Genomic DNA, 18,702 nt, shown 5'->3' on the forward strand with positions numbered 1-18,702 from the left:
CTCCAGGGTTCAAGGCAATGGGGTTGGGGTAGTGGGCCTGGCGCTGCGCTGCAGGAAGGCCGTGATGCGTTCGCGCGCTTCCGGCGTCTCGAGCAATGCTCCGCCGAGCTCGCGTTCGAGCGCGTAGCCGGTGGTGGCCGACGCGCCGGCCGCCGCGATCAACTGTTTGGCGACGCGCAATGCCGGCGGCGGCAGCGCGGCGACGCGCCGCGACAGCTGCAGCGCCTCGTCGGCGATCTCGGCCCTCGGCACCGCCCACTGCACCAGGCCGAGCGCCTTCGCGGCCGAGCCGTCCAGTACCTCGGCGCCGAGGATCAACCGGCTCGCGACACCGGCGCCCACGAGCCGCGTCATCCGCTGCGTGCCGCCGAGGCCGGGGATCAGGCCGAGGCCGACTTCGGGCAGCCCGAGCTTGGCTTCGTGCGCGGCGATGCGCAGGTCGCAGCAGAGCGCCAGCTCGAGTCCGCCGCCGAGCGCGGCACCGCCGATCTCCGCCAGCGTGACCTGCGGCAAGCTCGCGACCCGGCCGAACACCGCCTGCAGCCGCTCGATGTAGAGCGCCAGCCGCGGCCCCGCCCGGCCTTCACCGGCCCAGCCATCGATCTGCGCCAGATCGGCGCCGGCCGCGAACACCTTCTGGCTGCTGCGCAGATGCAGCACCGTCCAGTCGTCGCGCGTGCCCAGCTGGTCGAGCAGCGCGTCGAAGGCATCGCCCCATTCCTCGCTCAGCGCATTCACCGGCGCACGGCACAGCGTGACGGTCGCGATGCGATCGGCGACTTCGGTCTCGAACATGATGGCGCTCATTGCGAATTCCTGGCGAGCTCGCGCAGCGCCACCTTGTTCACCTTGCCGCTCGGCACCCGGGGCAGCTCGCCGATCGCCTCGACACGCTTCGGGCACTTGTAGCTCGCGATCAGGCGCTTGCAATGGGCGATCACCTCGGCTTCCGGCGCGCTCGCGCCACTCGCGCAGACCACGTAGGCCTTCACCGCCTCGCCCCACTTCGGATCGGGCACGCCGATCACCGCGCACTCGACGATGCCCGGATAGGCCTGCACCGCTTCCTCGACCTCGCGGCTGTAGATGTTCTCGCCGCCCGAGATGATCATGTCCTTCTTGCGGTCGACCAGGAACAGGTAGCCGTCCTGGTCCAGATAGCCCACATCGCCGGTGCGATACCAGCCGTCGCGCAGCGCCTCGAGCGTCGCGGCGGTGTTGTTCCAGTAGCCGTCCATGCGCTCGTCGGTGAAGGTCCAGACTTCGCCCGCGGTACCGGCCGGACAGTCCCCACCGTCATCGCCGACGATGCGGATCCGCGTGCCCTGCCCCGGGTGGCCGACCGACGCGATGCGCTTCACGTCGCGCGCGTCGCCGTATGGCTTCAGCTCATGGCGGTACATGCCGCAGCCGGCGGTTTCGGTCGCGCCGTACTGCACCGAGAACACCGGGCCGATGCGCTCGAACGCGCGCCGCAGCAACGGCACCGGCACCGGCGCCGCGGCGGCCACGACGTTGTGCAGGCTCGACAGGTCCGCATCGCCGATCGCCGGCGAATCGAGGATCGCCTGCAGCATCGCCGCAACCACGAAGGTGAAGGTGATGCGCTCCTGCTGGATCGTGCGGATCACGCTCGCCGCATCGAAGCCGCGATGCAGCACCAGCGTGCCGGCGCACCACCGGACCTGCAGCGCGTAACCGATCACGCCGACGTGGAATGCCGGCGTCGTCAGCAGCATGCGCGAGTCGGAGTCCAGCTCGCTCATGCGCGCGCCGGCGTCGGCCGTGCGCACCCAGCGCCACTGGGCACGCAGCGCGCCCTTCGGCCGGCCGGTGGTGCCGCTGGTATAGACCAGCGGCCCGTAATCCAGCGGCTGCGAGCGGAACGGCGGCCCGTCGGGAGCGCCCTCCGCGATCACGGCCTCGTAGTCTCGCGCCCAATCCGGCGCACGCCCGCCGATGCACACGTAGGCTTCGATCGTCGCGAGGCGCGGGCGCAGCGCGCCGACCAGCTCGGCGTACTGCGCCTCGAACACCAGCACGCGCGGCGTCGCATCGCCGAGCAGCCATTCGATCTCGGCCGCGGCGAGGCGGAAGTTCACCGTCGCGACGATGTAGCCGGCCCAGTCGCCGGCGGCCAGCAGCTCGATGTACTCGGCGTTGTTCATCGACAAGACCGCGACCCGGTCCTGCCGCCCGAGGCCCAGCCGGTGCAGGCCGTCGGCCAGGCGCTTCGCGCGCTTGAGCAACTGGCGATGGGTCAGCCGCCGGCCCTCGCACACCAGCGCCTCGCGCTCCGGATGGAAGCGGGCGTTGCGTTCCAGCAGCTCGCCGATGGTCTGGAGCATCAGGCCTCCTACACCGGCGTGTCCGGACTGAACTTCGGCGAGCGCTTGCCGAGGAAGGCATCGATGCCCTCCATGCCCTCGGGCCCGGCGAAGCCGATGAACTCGAGCGCCAGCGACGCGTCGAAGATCGGCGCCGCCTGGCGCAGCCAGTGGTTCAGCGTCTGCTTGGTCCAGCGCACCGCGGCCGGCGCGCTCTCGGCGAGGCGCGAGGCGACTTCGACCGCCTTGGCTTCCACCTCCTCGTCGGCCAGCGCCATCGAGATCAGGTTCATCCGCTCGGCTTCCTCGCCGGTGAAGGTCTCCGCCGTCATCAGGTAGTACTTCGCCTTGGCCATGCCGCACAGGAGCGGCCAGATGATCGCCGCGTGGTCGCCGGCCGCGACACCGATCTTCAGGTGGCCGTCGGAGAACTTCGCGTCGCGCGACGCGATCGACACGTCCGCAAGAATCAAGAGCGCCAGGCCGGCGCCGACCGCCCAGCCGCGCGCCGCGCCGACGATCGGCTTGCGGCAGTTGATCATCCCCAGCACCAGGTCGCGCGACTCCTTCATCGCCTGCATGCGCAGCGCGTAGTCCTCGCACACCTTGCGTTCATGGTGCAGGTCGCCTCCGGCGGAGAAGGTCTTGCCGCTGCCGGTGACGATCACCGCCGAGACGCTGTCGTCCGCATCGACGTCGGCCCAGATCTGCGAGGCCTCGCGATGCATCGCGGCATCCATCGCGCCCATCTTCAGCGGCGAATCCAGCGTCACGCGCAGCACGCGCGGATGCGGTCGGTCGAACTTCAGGCGCGTGTAGCGCGCATAGCGGCTGTCGGTCTCCAATCGGGTCTCCTTCGATTCGGATTCAGTGGCACGGGCGGGTTTTCGAGGGGGTCATCGGGTTGACGGCATCTCGATTCGGCATTTATATTATCGAACATCGTTCAACAATGGAAGCGCAAATTTCTTGCGCTCAAAGGCACACATGGAAACAGTCGGACTCGGTTTCTGCTTCGAGGACCTGCCGTTGGGGCGTCAGTTCAAGACCGTGGGGCGCACGGTCACCGAGGCCGACATCGTGGGCTTCATCGACAAGATCGGGATGACCGAGGTGCTGTTCACCAATCTCGAGTTCCTGCACGGCGTCGCCGGCTTCGCGGGGCGCCTGGCGCCCGGCTCGATGGTGTTCTGCTTCGCCGAGGGGCTGCTCGCGCAGGCCACGATGCAGGGCACCGGCCTCGCCTTCCTCGGCATGCAGCTCGACGTGAAGGGGCCGACCTTCGCCGGCGACACGATCCACGTCGAATGCGAGGTGATCGAAGCGCGCCGCTCCGAGAGCCGGCCCGGGCGCGGCCTCGTCCGCACGCGCAACCGCGTCGTGAAGGCAGACGGCACGGTCGTGATGGAGTACACGCCTCTGCGCATGCTCAAGGCGCGCGCCGAGGTGCGCACATGAAACCGCCGGTGCTGCAGGGCTACATGCGGCCCGAGGTGCAGCCGGATCCGGCGCCGGCCGGCGAGCCCCTGCACGCCAAGCTGGCCACCAGCGCCGGCCCTCTCACCGGCGTGCGCGTGATCGACCTGACGGTCAACGTGCTCGGCCCGGTCGCGACGATGATCCTCGGCGACATGGGCGCCGACGTCATCAAGGTCGAGACGCCCGAAGGCGACCCGAACCGCCAGAACGGCCCATCGCGCAACCCCAACATGGCGGCGATGCACCTGAACATGAACCGCAACAAGCGCAGCGTGACGCTGAACCTGAAGCGGCCCGAGGCACGCGATGCCCTGTTGCGCATGGTCGAGAGCGCGGATGTGTTCATCCACAGCATGCGTCCCGCGGCGGCCAAGCGCCTGGGCGTCGCGTACGAGGACATTGCCGCGCGCAACCCGCGCATCGTCTACGGCTACGGCTGCGGCTACATGCCCGGCGGCCCGCGCGAGAATGACCCGGCCTTCGACGACGTGGTGCAGGGCGAGGCCGGCATCGCCGACCTGATGCTGCGCTCGGTTGGCCAGGCGCGCTACCTGCCCACCGTGATCGTCGACAAGTTCTGCGGCTACATGCTGGCCTCCGGCGTCGCGATGGCGCTGTACGCACGCGAGCGCACAGGCCTCGGCCAGATGGTGCGCGTGCCGATGCTCGAGACCATCGTCGCCTTCAATCTGCAGGAACACCTGTACGGCGGCGCTTTCGACCCGCCGATGGGCGGCGGCGTCGGCTACGTGCGCCTGCTCTCCGAGCATCGCCGCCCCTACGAGACGAGCGACGGCCACATCTGCGTGCTGGCCGTCAACGACGAGCAATGGAAGCGGCTGCTGCCGACGCTAGGCCGCCCCGAGCTGCTGACCGATCCCGTCTTCGCGACGCACGAAGGTCGCATGAAGAACATCGACCGCGTCTACGGCATGGTCTCGGAGCAGATGAAGACGAGATCCACCGCGCAGTGGCACGAGCTGCTCGACGCGATCGACGTGCCGAACGGGCCGGTCGCGCGCTTCGAGGACATGCTGTCGGACGCCTACCTGAACGAGGTCGGCTTCTTCCATCGCTACCGGCATCCGACCGAGGGGCCGATGGTGACGACCGCCGTGCCGACGCAGTTCTCCGGCACGCCCGGCGGCATCCACCTGCCGCCGCCGCAGCTCGGCGAGCACAACGACGAAGTGCTCGGCTGGTTTGGCTACAGTGCCGAAGATATAGCCAACATCACGCGCTGAAGCCATGGCCTACGAACAGATCCTGTACGAGGTGCGCGACGCGATCGCCACCATCACGCTGAACCGCCCCGAGGCCCTGAACGCCTGGACCGACGTGATGGCCGAGGAGGTCTGGCACGCGACGCACGCGGCCGAGGGCGACGACGCGGTGCGCGTGATCGTGCTGACCGGCGCCGGCCGCGCCTTCTGCGCCGGCGGCGACGTTACCGGCTTCAAGTCGGCCGGCGACGAAAGCGCCTTCCCGCGCTCGCTGCTGAACAAGCTGCCGCGTGCCTATGACTTCAGCCGCCGCCCGGACTATCAGAGCCGCGCCGCCTACTTCCCCGCGCTCGCCAAGCCGGTCATCGCGATGCTCAACGGCGCCACCGCCGGCCTCGGCCTGGTGCATGCGCTCTACGCCGACATGCGCTTCGCGGCCGACGATGCGGTGCTGACCACCGCCTTCGCGCGCCTCGGCCTGGCGTCCGAATACGGCATGGCCTGGGCCCTGCGCAACGCGGTCGGCCATGCCAATGCGCTCGACCTGCTCCTGTCGGCGCGCAAGGTGCGCGGCGAGGAAGCGCTGCGGCTCGGTCTCGTGAACAGGATCCATCCGCGCGAGGCCCTCGCCGAGGCAACCTATGCCTATGCGAAGGAGCTGGCCGAATCGTGCTCGCCGCTGTCGCTGCGGATGATCAAGCGCCAGCTCTGGGAGCTGCCGTTCCAGACGCTGCACGAGGCGCTGATCGCCGACAGCGCCGACATGATGCAGACCAACCTCAGCGAGGACTTCCAGGAAGGCAAGCTCGCATTCAAGGAAAAGCGCAAGCCGCGCTTCAAGGGACGATGAACCTCCACGAATCGCCCGAAGACGCAGCCTTCCGTGCCGAGGTGCGGGACTTCGTCGCCGCGCACCTGCCCGGGGACATCCGGCAGAAGGTGCTGGGCTTCCTGCGCGTGCCGCGCGAGGACTACGTGCGCTGGCAGCGCATCCTCGCCGGCCGCGTCTGGGGCGCGCCCGGCTGGCCGGTCGAGCACGGCGGCTGCGGCTGGAACGCCGTGCAGCGCAACATCTTCGACGAGGAATGCTTCACCGCCGGCGCACCGCGCCAGATGCCGTTCGGTCTCGCGATGATCGGGCCGGTGCTGATGAAGTTCGGCAGCGACGCGCAGAAGGCGCGCTTCCTGCCGCGCATCGTGTCGATGGACGACTGGTGGTGCCAGGGCTATTCGGAGCCGAGCGCCGGCTCCGACCTCGCCTCGCTGAAGACGCGCGCCGAACGCGACGGCGAGCACTACGTCGTGAACGGCCAGAAGACCTGGACCTCGTTCGCGCAATGGGCCAATTGGATGTTCGCGCTGGTGCGCACCTCGGCCGACGCGAAGCCGCAGCGCGGCATCTCGCTGCTGCTGATCCCGATGGATACGCCCGGCATCACGGTGCGCCCGATTCGCACGCTGGACGGCGGACACGACGTGAACGAAGTCTTCCTCGATGGCGTGCGCGTGCCGGTCGAGAACCGGGTCGGTGCCGAGAACGAGGGCTGGTCGATCGCGAAGTACCTGCTCGGCCATGAGCGCACCGCCATCGCGGGCCTCGGCATGTGCAAGCGGCTGCTGCGCCGGCTGAAGGAGCTGGCGCGCACGCAGGCCAGGCACGACCGGCCGCTGATCGAGGACCCGCGCTTTCGCGACAAGATCGCCAGGATCGAGATCGAGGTGCTGGCGCACGAATGGGCGCTGGCGCGGCTCATCTCGCTCGAGCGCGCCGGCCTCGGCCTCGGCGCGGAGCCGTCGATGCTGAAGGTGCGCGGCTCGGAGATCCAGGGCGAGCTCGGCGAGCTGCTGATGGAATGCGCGGGCCCTTACGCGCTGCCGCTGGTCGAGGCCGCGCTCGAATTCGGCTACGACGGGCCGACGCCGGCCGGCGCAGAGCTCAACGCCCTCGCCGGCCAGTACCTCGACCTGCGCAAGGTCGCGATCTACGGCGGCACCAACGAGATCCAGCGCGGGCTGATCGGCAAATCCCTCATCCCGCTGTAGCCTGCTGCAGCCCGCTTAGCCCCACCATGGACTTCACGCTGAACGAAGAGCAGCAGATGCTCGCCGACACGATGGCGCGCTTCGTGCAGAACGAATACGGCTTCGAGGCGCGCCGCAGGCGCCTGGCCGAGGGTCCGAGCGGTGCGCTGGCGCGGCAGATGGCCGAGCTCGGCCTGTTCGCGCTGAACGTGCCCGAGGCTTTCGGCGGCATCGGCGCCGGCGCGGTCGAGACCCTGATCGTGATGGAAGGCCTCGGCCGCGGCCTCGTGATCGAGCCCTATGTCGCCAGCGCCGTGATCGCGCCGCGCCTTCTCGCCGCCTTCGGCAGCGAGGCGCAGAAGGATCGTTTCCTCGGGCCGATCGCCGAGGGCCGGCTGCGCTTCGCGCTCGCCGCGCTCGAGCCGCAGGCGCGCTGGGACCTGGACAAGGTGCACGCGCGCGCGGTGCGCCGCGACGGCGGGTGGCAGCTCGACGGCGCGAAGGCCGTGGTGCCGCACGGCGACAGCGCCGACTGGCTGATCGTCACTGCCGACACCGGCCAGGGCCTGGCGCTGATGCTGGTCGACGCCAGGGCATCCGGCGTCGCGATCGACGGCTACACGACCATCGACGGCCAGCGCGCCGCCGAGATCCGCCTCCAGGGCGCCGCAGTCGACGACGCCTGCGTGATCGGCGAGCCCGGCCAGGGCCTGGAACTGGCCGACTGGGCGACCGACCAGGGCCTGGCGGCACTCGCCGCCGAGGCGGTTGGCGCGATGGCGAAGCTCACCGAGCTGAGCTGCGAACACCTCTCGACGCGCAGGCAGTTCGGCGTGCCGATCGGCAGCTTCCAGGCGCTGCAGCATCGCGCCGCGGACATGCGCATCGCCGTGGAGCAGGCGCGCGCGTTGGCGCTGATGGCCGCGGCACACGTCGAGTCGCCGGAGCGCGCGTTGCGCCGCCGTGCTGCCTCGGCGGCGAAGGCGATGGCCGGACGCTCCGGGCGCTACGTCGGCCAGCAGGCCACCCAGCTTCATGGCGGCATGGGCATGACCGACGAGCTGGCCTCAGGCCACTATTTCAAACGACTGACCGCGATCGACATGACCTGGGGCAACTCGGAACACCACGTCGAACGCTACGGAGAACTGCTGTGACCGAAGCTGCCACCGAACGCCACCCCGAGGGCCGGATCGTCGTCGAGCGGCGCGGGCCGATCCTGCTGATGGGCGTGGACCGCGTCGAGAAGCGCAACGGCTTCACGCCGCGCATGTTCCGCGAGCTCGGCGAGGCCTACACGCTGCTGGAGAACGCGCCGGACCTGTTCGTCGGCCTGCTGTATGCGAAGGGAGACCATTTCAGCGGCGGCGTAGACCTGCCGCTGATGGCCGAGTACCGCAAGGCCGGCTCGCCCTACGTGCCGCTGAACCTGGTCGACCCGGGCCAGCTGCGCGAGCCCTATCGCACGAAGCCGGTGGTCGCGGCGATGCAGGGCATCTGCTTCACCATCGCGATCGAGTTGATGCTCGCCGCCGATGTCGTGTTCGCCGCCGACAACTGCCGCTTCTCGCAACTCGAGGTGAAGCGCGGCATCATGCCCGGCTACGGCGGCTCCTTCCGCTTCATCGAACGCGCCGGCTGGGGCAACGCGATGAAGTGGCTATTGACCGGCGACGAGTTCGACAGCGCCGAGGCGCTGCGGCTCGGCCTGGTGCAGGAAGTCGTGCCCGCCGGCGAGCAGTTCGAGCGCGCCCTCGCCTATGCGCAGCGCGTGGCCGAACAGGCGCCGCTCGCGGTGCAGTCCACGATCGAGAACGCGCGCCTGGCGCTCGGGCAGGGCTGGATGCACGCGGCGACGCATGCCACCGCGAAGAACACCTTCCTGTACGGCACCGAGGACGCCGCCGAGGGCCGCAAGTCCTTCGCCGAGAAGCGCACGGCAAAGTTCGCCGGCAGGTGAGCACCATGTTTCGCAACGACCTGCTCGCGGGCAAGAAGATCCTCATCACCGGCGGCGGCACCGGGCTCGGCAAGAGCATCGGGCGCCACTATCTCGAACTCGGCGCGCACCTGGTGATCTGCGGCCGTCGGCTCCAGGTGCTCGACGCCACCGCCGAAGAGTTCCGCGCCGAGCTGCCCGGTGCGCGCGTCGACACGCTCACTTGCGACGTGCGCGATGCCGAACAGGTCGAGGCGATGATGGAGCACATCTGGCAGAGCGGTGCGCTCGACGTGCTGGTCAACAACGCCGCGGCCAACTTCATTGCGCGCAGCGAGCGGCTCTCGGCGCGCGCCGTCGACGCGGTGCTCGGCATCGTGCTGCACGGCAGCTTCTACTGCACGATCGCCGCCGGCCGGCGCTGGATCGAGGCCGGCCACCCGGGCAACGTGATTAGCACCGTCTCGGCGCCGGTGATCACCGGCCAGGCCTTCACCGCGCCGTCGGCGGCGGCCAAGGCCGGCGTGCTCGCGATGACGCGCAGCCTCGCGGTCGAATGGGGCCCCCAGGGCATCCGCCTGAATTGCGTGGCGCCGGGGCTGTTCCCGACACCCGGTGCCTGGGAGCAGCTCTTTCCGCCCGGCAGCCAGGTCGAAGCGCAGGAGCGCGGCGTGCCGCTGCGGCGTCTCGGCGAGCACCGCGAGCTGTGCGACCTGTATGCCTACCTCGCGGCCGACGGCTCGGGCTACATGACCGGCGACCTGATCGTCATGGATGGCGGGCGCTGGATGCAGGGCGCCGGCGGCCCGACCTTCCGCGCAATGCAGGACTGGAACGACGCGCAATGGGAAGCGATGCGCAAGAAATGAAAAGGAAGCAACATGTCTGACTCCACCCTCGCCGCAGGCCCGCTGAGCCTCGCCGGCAAGACCGCCGTCGTCACCGGGGCCGGCAGCGGCATCGGCCAGGCGATCGCCGAGCTGTTCGCGCGCGCCGGTGCCAAGGTCGTCGTCGCCGACATCCAGGCCGACGGCGCCGAAACCACCGCAGCGGGCATCCGCGCGGCCGGCGGCCAAGCCATCGCGGCGACGGCCGACGTGTCGCAGGACACGCAGGTCGCCGCGATGCTCGACCGCGCGATCGCCGAGTTCGGCAGCCTCGACGTGCTCGTCAACAACGCGGGGATCTTTCCGAAGAAGCCCTTCCTCGAGGTCGACGCCGCGTTCTGGGACAAGCTGCACGCGGTGAACCTGCGCGGCACCTTCCTGTGCCTGCGCGAGGCGATCAGGCGCATGCAGGCGCAGGGGAACGGCGGCGCGATCGTCAACATCTCGTCGGTGTCGTCGATGCAGGCGGTCGTCTATCACAACGCCACTTACAACGCGTCGAAGGCCGGCGTGAACAGCCTCACCAAGACCACCGCGCTGGAGTTCGCCGCCGACGGCATCCGCGTCAACGCCGTGCTGCCCGGCGGCACGCTGACGCCCGGCGCCAAGGCCGCCAGCAGCGATGGCGTCGACATCAAAGGGCCGATCATGGGGCCGGGCCGCATCCCGCTCGGCAAGATGGGCGACCCGGAAGATATCGCGATGGCGGCGCTGTTCTTCGCCAGTCCGGCGTCGCGGCTGGTCACCGGCCAACTGCTCGCGGTGGACGGCGGCTTCCAGGTGAGCTAGTGCCTCCTGAAGCGCCGCTGCCGCAGGTGCCGCTCAGCCGCCTGCTGGCACGGGCCGTGATGGCGCGGCCGCTGACGCGCCTGCACTTCTACACCGAGGCGGGTCACATCGCGATGACGACCTCCGGCCTGCTGCAGGCCGGCCGCCGGCTCGCCCGCGGATTGCGCGCGATCGGGCTGAAGGCCGGCGACGCGATCGCGGTGCAGATGCCGACCCGGCACGAGACCGCGGTGCTGTACCTCGCCGCATTCGAGATCGGTGCGGTGCTGGTGCCGATCGTGCACATCTATGGGCCGGCCGAGGTCGGCTTCATCTTGCGCCAGTCGCGCGCACGCCTGCTTGAGGTGCCAGAGCGATGGCGCGGCATCGATTTCCTGGAACGCGTGGAGGCGCTCGGCGCGCTGCCCGACCTGGAACAGGTGCTGGTGCTCGGCGAGCGGGCGCCGCGCGGCGGCATCACCTGGCAGGCGCTGCAGCAGGCCGCCGAAGCCGATGCCTCGACAGCTGCCGCCGAGTGCATCGCGCCGCAGGACACCTGCCTGCTCCTGTACACCTCCGGCACCACTGCCGCGCCCAAGGGCGTGAAGCACACGCACCAGACGGTCGGCGCCGAGTGGCAGATCCCGTTCATCGACGACGCCCCCGCCACCGCCGCGCAGCCCGGCGGCAACGGGCCCTACTTCACCCCCTTTCCGGCTGGCCACATCGCCGGCTTCAATTTCCTGCTGCGGCCCTTCGTCACCGCCACCGAGATGGTGTTCGTCGATCGCTGGGACGCGGCCGTCGCGGCCGAGCTGATCGAGCGCCACCGCGTGCGGCTGTCCGGCGGCACGCCGTTTCACCTGCAGGGCCTGCTCGATGCGGCGCGGCGCGCCGGCCGCGACCTCTCGTCGCTCGTCGCCTACGGGCTCGGCGGCACCGGCGTGACGCCCGACCATGTCGAGGCGGCCGCGCGCGCCGGCATCGCCGCGAGCCGCTCGTACGGCCTCACCGAGCACTCCACCGTCAGCCTCGGCTGGCGCGAGATGCCGCTCGCGCAGCGCGCCGGCACCGACGGCCGCCTGCAGCCCGGCAGCGAAGTGCGCATCGTAGACGACCGGGAGCGCGAGCTTGCGCACGGCCAGGAGGGCGAGATCCTGACACGCGGACCCGAGCTCTTCGTCGGCTACACCGACGCGTCGCTCGACGCGCATGCCCGCAGCGCCGACGGCTGGTTCCGCACCGGCGACATCGGCCGGCTGGACGCCGCGAACTGCCTGACGATCACCGACCGCAAGAAGGACATCGTGATCCGCGGCGGCGAGAACATCTCGTCGCAGGAGGTGGAGCGCGTGCTGGCCACGCACCCTTCGGTGCGCGACGCCGCCGTGGTGGCGCAGCCCGACGCGCGCTACGGCGAGAAGGTGTGCGCCTTCGTCGTGCTCGCCGATGGCGCCTCGCTGGACCTGGACGCAGTACGGCGCCATTTCGCGGCCGCCCGCGTCGCGCGCCAGAAGACGCCCGAGGGCTTGCACGTCGTCGGCGAGCTGCCGCGGACCGCGTCGGGGAAGGTACGCAAGGACGAGTTGCGGGAGCGGCTGCGCTGAGCCGGGGCAAGGCCCCCGATCAGGCGCCGCGCCGTGCCGACACGCCGATGCCGGCAGCGCCCTGCGCGGCCGCATGCGCCGGCCGCGCCGGCCGCGGCGGCAGCGCCCAGGCGACCAGCGCGCACAGGAGGCACGCACCCGTGATCGCCGTCATCGTCCAGAGGTAGGCGTCGGCGCTCGGATAGGCCGCATGCGGCTGCGTCTCGCCGCGCACCACCGCCAGCGCGAGCAGCACGCTGGCGGCCTGCGTGCCGATCGCGGTGCCGAGCGTGCGCACCACCTGCGACAAGCCGACGAACTCGCTGGTGCGCTCGGCGGGCACCACCTCCACCAGCAGGTTCGGCACCGCCGACATCAGCATCGCCCCGCCGAGCGAGGCCAGCATCACCCACCCCACGAGCATCCAGGCGGTGGAGTGCAGCGCGGTCAGCCCGATCCAGCCGGCCAGGATCATCAGGCTGCCGAGCCGCGCAGCGCTGCGGGCGCCGTTCCGCGCCGCGAGGTGGCCGCCCCACGGCGCGCCGAACAGGCCCATGAAGTTCGACGGCAGCTTCAGCAGGCCGGCCATCGTCGCGCTCAGGCCCAGGCCGATGCCGGTCCACGGCGGCTGCTGCGCGAGGCCCATCAGCACCAGCATGGTCTGCGAAGTGCCGAGCCCGAACAGGAACATCAGGCCGATCGGCAGGCCGACCTCGCGCGTCGCGATGCGGCGCACGTCGATCATCGGCTGCGGGTGCCGCCACTCGTGGCGCCACCACGCGGCCAGCAGCAGCACGCCGCCGGCCAGCGCGGCCAGCGTCGCGACGTCGCCGAGCCCGTGCGCCCTCAGCCGCGACACGGCCCACAGCAGCGCGGCCACCGCAGGGGCGTAGAGCATGCCGCCGATCCAGTCGATCCGCGCGCCGCCAGCGGCGGCCGCCGACGCCGGCACCCAGCGCGCGACCAGCACCATCGCCACGATGCCGTGCACCGCACCGAACCAGAACATGGTGCGCCAGCCGGCGTGGTCGACCAGCAGCCCGCCGAGCAGCAGCCCGGCGCCGGCGCTGAAGGTCGCCATCGCGGTGAGCCAGCCGACCGCCACCGGCACGCGCTCGGCCTGCAGGCGCTCGCGCACGATGCCGATGGCCAGCGGCAGCAAGGCCGCCGACATTCCCTGCAGCGCGCGGCCGCAGATCAATCCCGGCAGCCCGCTCGACAGGGCGCTGACCAGCGATCCGCACGCCGAGCACGCCAGCATCGCGAGCACCAGGCGCTTGCGCCCGAACAGGTCGCCCAGCCGCGACGACAGGCCCGCCGAGACCGATCCGACCAGCAGGTAGGCAGTGATGAGCCAGCCCACGCCGGCCGGATCGCCGAAGTCGCGCATCAGTGTCGGCAGGGCCGCGTAGATCATGCTGACCTCGAACGAGCTGATGATCTCCGCGAACACCAGCGCAACGACGATCGAATGGCCGCGGCCGGCGCCGCCGACGGGCAGCGCCCCCGATGAGCTCACGCGTGCGCCGCGGTGGCCGCGGGCAAGACGGTCGTGCCCCGCTGCTTCACATCGCGCAGCAGGAAGTGCGACAGCGCCGGAATCAGCACCAGCGCGCCGATCATGTTCCACAGAAACATGAAGGTCAGCAGGATGCCCATGTCGGCCTGGAACTTGATCGGCGACCAGGCCCAGGTCACGACGCCGGCGGCCATCGTCACGCCGATCAGCGCGACGACCTTGCCGGTGAATTCGAGCGAGTGCTTGTAGGCCTCGCGCAGGCTGCCGCCGCGACGCTGCACCGCGAGCTGCACCGACAGCAGGTACAGCGCATAGTCGACGCCGACGCCCACGCCGAGCGCGATGACCGGCAGCGTCGCGACCTTCACGCCGATGCCCATCAACACCATGATCGCCTCGCACAGGATCGACGTGATCATGAGCGGCACCAGCGCCACCACCACCGCGCGCCACGAGCGGAAGGTGATGAAGCACAGCAGGGTCACCGCGATGTAGAGCACCACGTGCATGATGTAGAACGACTGGCGCACGACGATGTTGGTCACCGCCTCGATGCCGGCCGGGCCGGCCGCGGGCAGGAACTCCGCGCCGGGCCGGCTGTGCGTCGCGGCGAAGCCCTCCACCGCCTTCAGCACGCGGTCGAGCGTGTCGGCGCGGTGGTCGCTCAGGTAGGCCGTGACGGCGAACAGCGAGCAGTTCGGGTTCATCGCGTCCGGGTTGTCCTGGATCACGCGGTTGGCCGCCGGGCCGAGGATGCGCGGGTCTCGCGCCAGCGTGTTCCACTTGAAATAGCCCTCGCTCGACGCGGCGACCCCGCGCTTGGTCTGCTCGGCGAAGGAGGTCACCGCCTTCACGCCCTGCACATGCTCGAGCTCCCAGCCGAGGCGTTCGGCCTCGACCAGGCCCTCGTAGCGGTCGCACGCACTCTTCGGCGTCTTCACGATGACCGCGAACTGGTCGCTCGACAGGCCGTAGTGGCGCGCGATGTAGGCGTTGTCGAGGTTGTAGCGCGAATCGCGGCGCAGCTCCGGCGCGCCTTCGTCGAGGTCGCCGATCTTCAGCCCCGTGCGCAGGCTCAGCGCGCCGGCCCCCAGCAGCGCCGCCGCCACGATCGCGACGAGCGCGAAGCGCCGCTCCGTCAGCCGCTCCAGCGCGGTCCACACGCGGCCCATCGCGGAGCGCCCGGTCTGCTCGGCCGCGTCGGCATTCAACGAGCGCTGCGCGGCCTTGGGGCTGACGCCGGTGTATGACAGCAGCACCGGAATCAGCACCAGCTTCGTGAAGATCAGCCCGGTGACGCCGATGCTGGTCATCACCGCCAGGTCGCGGATCACCGGGATGTCGATGATGATCAGCACCATGAAGCCGACCACGTTGGTCAGCAGCGCCGTCAGGCCGGCCAGGAACAGGCGGCGGAAGGTGTAGCGCGCGGCGACGTACTTGTGCGTGCCGCGCCCCACGTCCTGCATGATGCCGTTCATCTTCTGCGCGCCGTGCGACAGGCCTATCGCGAACAGCAGGAAGGGCACCAGGATCGAATACGGATCGAGCTCGTAGCCGAGGATCTGCAGCAGGCCCATCAGCCACATCACGCCGACCACCGCGGTGACGACCAGCACCACGGTGCTGCGCAGGCATCGGGTGTAGAGGAACACGAACAGCGCCGCGATCGCGACCGAGATCGCGAAGTAGGAGATCACCGTCGCGAGGCCCTCGATCAGGTCGCCGACGAGCTTGCCGAAGCCGACGATGTAGACGCGGAACTTGCCCGTGCCCTTGGCGCGCACCTGCTCCTCAAGGGCGCGCGACAGCTTCAGGTAGTTGATCGGCTCGCCGCTGTCGGCATAGCGGTCCAGCAGCGGCACGACGATCATCGACGAACGCTGGTCGTCGCTGATGATGCGGCCGGCTGCGCCCGAGCGTGCGATGTTGGCCTTCAGCGCCTCTATCTTGGCCGGCGAGCCGTCGAAGCGCTCGGGCATCACCGGGCCGCCGCGCATGCCCTCCTCCGTCACCTCGCCCCATCGCAGCACCGGCGTCCACAGGGACTTGAGCCACGGCCGGTCGACGCCCGGCATGATGTAGAGCGCATCGTTGATCGACGCGAGGAACTTCAGGTACTCGGGGTCGTAGATGTCGCCCTGCGTGTTCTCGACCACCACCCGAAGCTGGTTGCCCAGCCCGCGCAGCTCGGTCTTGTTGTCGAGGTAGTTCTGGATGTACGGATGCGAGCGCGGGATCATCCGCTCGAAGTTGGCGTTGATCGTCAGCTGCGTGGACCGCCAGCCGAGGAAGATCGACACCAGCGCGAAGACGATGAGGATCACCCGGCGGTGATTGAAGATGAGCCGTTCGAGCGCATTGCCGGAGCGCGGGTCGAAGCGGGAGGGATCGGGGATGACCTCGAAGGTCTCGCTGCTGATGTTCATGTATCACCTCGCCGCCGGCGCCATCGCCAGCCGCTGCACGCCGGACGGGCCGGCGACGAGCAGCCAGTCCGTTTCCATCGAGACCACGTCGAAGGCCGCGCCCAGGCCCGGCATCGGCGCCATCGGCACGAAGCTGGCGCCGAGCCCGGCGCCGATCAGCACCTCGCCCGCCTGCGTCACCAGCACCAGCCGTCCATCGGGCAGGAGCACGCCACTGTTGAGGGCCGCGTGGGTGCCGGTCGCGAGCGCCTTCCAGCTCGCGCCTGCGTCGGTCGAGCGCCAGGCCGTGCCGCGCAGGCCGAGTGCGACGATCGCGTCCTTCGAGGCCGCCATGCCGAACCAGGTGCCGGGATACGGCGTTTCGATGCGCACGAAGCGTCCGGCTGCCGCGTCCAGGCGCATGACCAGGCCGAGCTCGCCGACGATCACCACCTGGTCGCCGGCCTGGCGGATGGCATGCAGCGAATAGCCGTCGCGGTTATCGGTGCGGTCGAGCCACGGCTCCCAGGTCGCGCCGCCGTCGGCCGTGTGCAGGATCAGGTTGAACTGGCCGACCACCCAGCCTTCGCGCTCGTCGCGAAAGTGCACCGCGAGGAAGGGCCGGGTCGGCCCCTCCTCGGCCATGCGCTTCGCCTCGTCGCGCGCCCGCGCAACCGTCGGATCGCCAGCAGCGCCCTTCTTGTCGTAGTACGAGACCATCATCGCTCCGAGACTGCGGCCGTCGAGCACGCGGCGCCAGTTCAGCCCACCGTCGGTGCTGCGCAGCACCACGCCGTCGTGGCCCACCGCCCAGCCCTGTGTCGAGGACGGAAACTGCACCGCGAGCAGGTCGGTGCTGACCGGCGCGGGACGCTGCTCCCAGGTCTTGCCGCGGTCGGCGGAGCGCAGGATGTGGCCGCGCGGGCCGACCGCGACGACATGCTCGGCATCGACCACCGCCAGCGCATAGGCCGGCGCGCGAAGCGAACGCGGCGTCATGCGCGCCGGCGCATCCAGCGGATCGACGAAAGCAGCGGGTGCGGGCGGCCCGGCCGCCGCGGCGACCACGATCGACGCCCAAAGGCAGGCCGCGATCGTCGCGAGGGCTCTCAGCTGCGGCATGGCACGAGCGGAGGACAAGGCACCCTGGGCCACTCTCGCGTGCACTCAGCGCTGGGTCCGGCGTGCCAGGCCTTCGGGGCTGTAGAACGCGTCGGCATCGACCGTGTCGATGTCCACGAACAGGCCCTTGTAGCCCCCGAGGATCGAGGAGTTGTACCAGGCCCCGGTGCCGAAGTCGAAGTAGAAGGTGCCGCCCTGCACCATTGCCTGCTTGTCGTAGGCCCAGACCGTCGGATTCAGGATGCCGCGCGAGAGCTTGCCGGTGGCATCCCAGGCGTCGACCACCACCGCGCCGGGGATGTCCTCGTCGAGATAGAAGCGGCGCTTCGCGGCCACGTGGCGCGCACCGGGCTTGAGCGTGGCGTCGATCACGGTGACGCGGTGCAGCTCCCAGCGCATCGCGTCCGGGTTCGGGTGCCCCTTCATCAGGATGTCGTCGGGCTTGGAGGCCAGGTACTTGTAGGCGTTGTACGGGATCAGCATCTCCTTGGTGCCGCCCAGCTTCCACTCGAAGCGGTCGAGCCGGCCCGAGAACGCGTAGATCTCGTCGTACAGCATGGCCCCGGCGGCGGTGGCGACCGGAAAGTCGTAGCTCGCGTCCGGCGACAGCCGCACGCGGCGCTGGCCCGGCGTGTAGGCCCAGGTCTTGTCGGGCTGCGCCACCGGATTGATGAACTTGCGCTGCAGGTTGCCTTCACCGGTGATCCGCGCCGGTGCGGTGTAGATGTTGTTGTTCATGAGGTACTGGCCGCCCTTGGCGTAGAACTCCTCGGCGCTCAGCTTCGGGTTGAAGTAGTCGTTCTGGTTGCGGTTGTTCACCTCGGCCGTCATGACCTTGTTGCCGCCGCCATCCACGTACCAGGCCTGGCCGTAGGTCCACGAAGACGCGCCCTTGTTCGTCAGTATCAGGTTCCACATCCCCTCCTGCCCGGTCTTGGGAGCCGGGAAGGGCATGCCGCCGAAGCAGCCGGTCACCGCTTCGCCGTCCTCGATCGCCTTGCAGCGGCCGGCGGCGTTCTTGCGGGTGTTCTCGACGTACCACGCCGAGTAGTTGGCCGGCCGGCGTGTCGGGTAGACATCGATGCGGAAGCTCGGGTAGCGCTTCAGCAGTTCCTTCGTCGCCTCGGAGAGCTTGTCGGCGTGCTGCGCCATGTTGGCCGCGGTCACGGTGTAGAGCGGCTTGTCGGCGGCATAGGGGTCGACCCAGAAGCCCGAGTCCTTCTTGAAGCCCGGCGGACTGGTGCTGGCCGGAAGGCCGCCGTCCCAGGCCGGAATGCTGCCGTCCTTGCTGGCCGCCTTCAAGGCGCCCCAGGGCAGGCGATCGCCGTCCTCGGCGTTGGCTGCGGGAACGAAGCTCGCGCCGATGCCGAGGCACAGCGCGGCGGTTGCAATGTGTCGAATGTTCATCTCGATTCCTTCCAA

At 69.9% G+C, this 18,702-nt stretch carries 16 protein-coding genes; 9 read left to right on the forward strand and 7 right to left on the reverse strand.

The annotated features are described in order from the left end of the window. Window positions 1–9: 9 nt before the first annotated feature. From ACSQ9A_RS15650 to ACSQ9A_RS15660, 3 genes are read right to left on the reverse strand one after another with little or no spacing between them, the layout of a single operon-like run. Entirely contained in the window at window positions 10–807 is a 798-nt protein-coding gene (locus ACSQ9A_RS15650) for an enoyl-CoA hydratase/isomerase family protein (RefSeq protein WP_436295485.1), read from the reverse strand. After that, window positions 804–2,348 (reverse strand): AMP-binding protein, encoded by a 1,545-nt coding sequence (locus tag ACSQ9A_RS15655; RefSeq protein ID WP_436304271.1) that lies wholly within the window; start codon window positions 2,346–2,348, stop codon window positions 804–806. Before ACSQ9A_RS15655 ends, ACSQ9A_RS15650 begins: the two co-directional genes overlap by 4 nt. Window positions 2,349–2,356: 8 nt before the next feature. Further along, on the reverse strand, window positions 2,357–3,172 hold the full coding sequence (locus ACSQ9A_RS15660; protein WP_436295487.1) for an enoyl-CoA hydratase/isomerase family protein: 816 nt from the start codon (window positions 3,170–3,172) through the stop codon (window positions 2,357–2,359). A 142-nt stretch (window positions 3,173–3,314) separates the two neighbouring features. Between ACSQ9A_RS15660 and ACSQ9A_RS15665 the strand changes: the two genes are divergently transcribed. Genes ACSQ9A_RS15665 through ACSQ9A_RS15705 form a run of 9 tightly spaced genes read left to right on the forward strand, consistent with a single transcriptional unit; the run spans window position 3,315 to window position 12,252 of the window. Beyond that, window positions 3,315–3,785: a MaoC family dehydratase gene (locus ACSQ9A_RS15665; RefSeq protein WP_093103506.1), complete on the forward strand. Its 471-nt coding sequence runs from the start codon at window positions 3,315–3,317 to the stop codon at window positions 3,783–3,785. After that, a complete protein-coding gene (locus ACSQ9A_RS15670) occupies window positions 3,782–5,050 on the forward strand; it encodes a CaiB/BaiF CoA transferase family protein (protein ID WP_436304272.1) in 1,269 nt (422 codons plus the stop codon). Before ACSQ9A_RS15665 ends, ACSQ9A_RS15670 begins: the two co-directional genes overlap by 4 nt. Window positions 5,051–5,054: 4 nt before the next feature. Continuing rightward, entirely contained in the window at window positions 5,055–5,879 is an 825-nt protein-coding gene (locus ACSQ9A_RS15675; RefSeq protein WP_436304273.1) for an enoyl-CoA hydratase, read from the forward strand. Beyond that, window positions 5,876–7,072, forward strand: a complete 1,197-nt coding sequence (locus ACSQ9A_RS15680; RefSeq protein ID WP_436304274.1) for an acyl-CoA dehydrogenase family protein — start codon at window positions 5,876–5,878, stop codon at window positions 7,070–7,072. The genes ACSQ9A_RS15675 and ACSQ9A_RS15680 overlap by 4 nt, the downstream gene beginning before the upstream one ends. 26 nt (window positions 7,073–7,098) lie before the next feature. Then, window positions 7,099–8,208: an acyl-CoA dehydrogenase family protein gene (locus ACSQ9A_RS15685; protein WP_436304275.1), complete on the forward strand. Its 1,110-nt coding sequence runs from the start codon at window positions 7,099–7,101 to the stop codon at window positions 8,206–8,208. Next, window positions 8,205–9,011, forward strand: coding sequence for a crotonase/enoyl-CoA hydratase family protein (locus ACSQ9A_RS15690; protein ID WP_436304276.1), 807 nt, complete (start codon window positions 8,205–8,207; stop codon window positions 9,009–9,011). Before ACSQ9A_RS15685 ends, ACSQ9A_RS15690 begins: the two co-directional genes overlap by 4 nt. 5 nt (window positions 9,012–9,016) lie before the next feature. Further along, a complete protein-coding gene (locus tag ACSQ9A_RS15695; protein WP_436304277.1) occupies window positions 9,017–9,859 on the forward strand; it encodes an SDR family oxidoreductase in 843 nt (280 codons plus the stop codon). A 12-nt stretch (window positions 9,860–9,871) separates the two neighbouring features. Next, a complete protein-coding gene (locus tag ACSQ9A_RS15700) occupies window positions 9,872–10,666 on the forward strand; it encodes an SDR family NAD(P)-dependent oxidoreductase (RefSeq protein ID WP_436295494.1) in 795 nt (264 codons plus the stop codon). Continuing rightward, window positions 10,666–12,252 carry an AMP-binding protein gene (locus tag ACSQ9A_RS15705; protein ID WP_436304278.1) on the forward strand — a complete coding sequence of 529 codons (1,587 nt, stop codon included), beginning with the start codon at window positions 10,666–10,668 and terminating at the stop codon, window positions 12,250–12,252. Before ACSQ9A_RS15700 ends, ACSQ9A_RS15705 begins: the two co-directional genes overlap by 1 nt. 19 nt (window positions 12,253–12,271) lie before the next feature. Here the strand turns inward: ACSQ9A_RS15705 and ACSQ9A_RS15710 are convergent, their stop codons facing one another. From ACSQ9A_RS15710 to ACSQ9A_RS15725, 4 genes are read right to left on the reverse strand one after another with little or no spacing between them, the layout of a single operon-like run. Further along, entirely contained in the window at window positions 12,272–13,750 is a 1,479-nt protein-coding gene (locus ACSQ9A_RS15710) for an MFS transporter (protein ID WP_436304279.1), read from the reverse strand. Further along, a complete protein-coding gene (locus tag ACSQ9A_RS15715; RefSeq protein ID WP_436304280.1) occupies window positions 13,747–16,179 on the reverse strand; it encodes an efflux RND transporter permease subunit in 2,433 nt (810 codons plus the stop codon). The genes ACSQ9A_RS15710 and ACSQ9A_RS15715 overlap by 4 nt, the downstream gene beginning before the upstream one ends. A 3-nt stretch (window positions 16,180–16,182) precedes the next feature. Further along, complete coding sequence (locus ACSQ9A_RS15720; protein ID WP_436304281.1) at window positions 16,183–17,280, reverse strand: YCF48-related protein; 1,098 nt, start codon at window positions 17,278–17,280, stop codon at window positions 16,183–16,185. 45 nt (window positions 17,281–17,325) lie between these two features. Further along, a complete protein-coding gene (locus ACSQ9A_RS15725) occupies window positions 17,326–18,687 on the reverse strand; it encodes a DUF1329 domain-containing protein (protein ID WP_436304282.1) in 1,362 nt (453 codons plus the stop codon). Window positions 18,688–18,702: the final 15 nt, after the last annotated feature.

It is taken from the genome of Variovorax sp. LjRoot290, assembly GCF_964253985.1.
In the GTDB taxonomy this organism is placed as follows: Bacteria; Pseudomonadota; Gammaproteobacteria; order Burkholderiales; family Burkholderiaceae_C; genus Variovorax.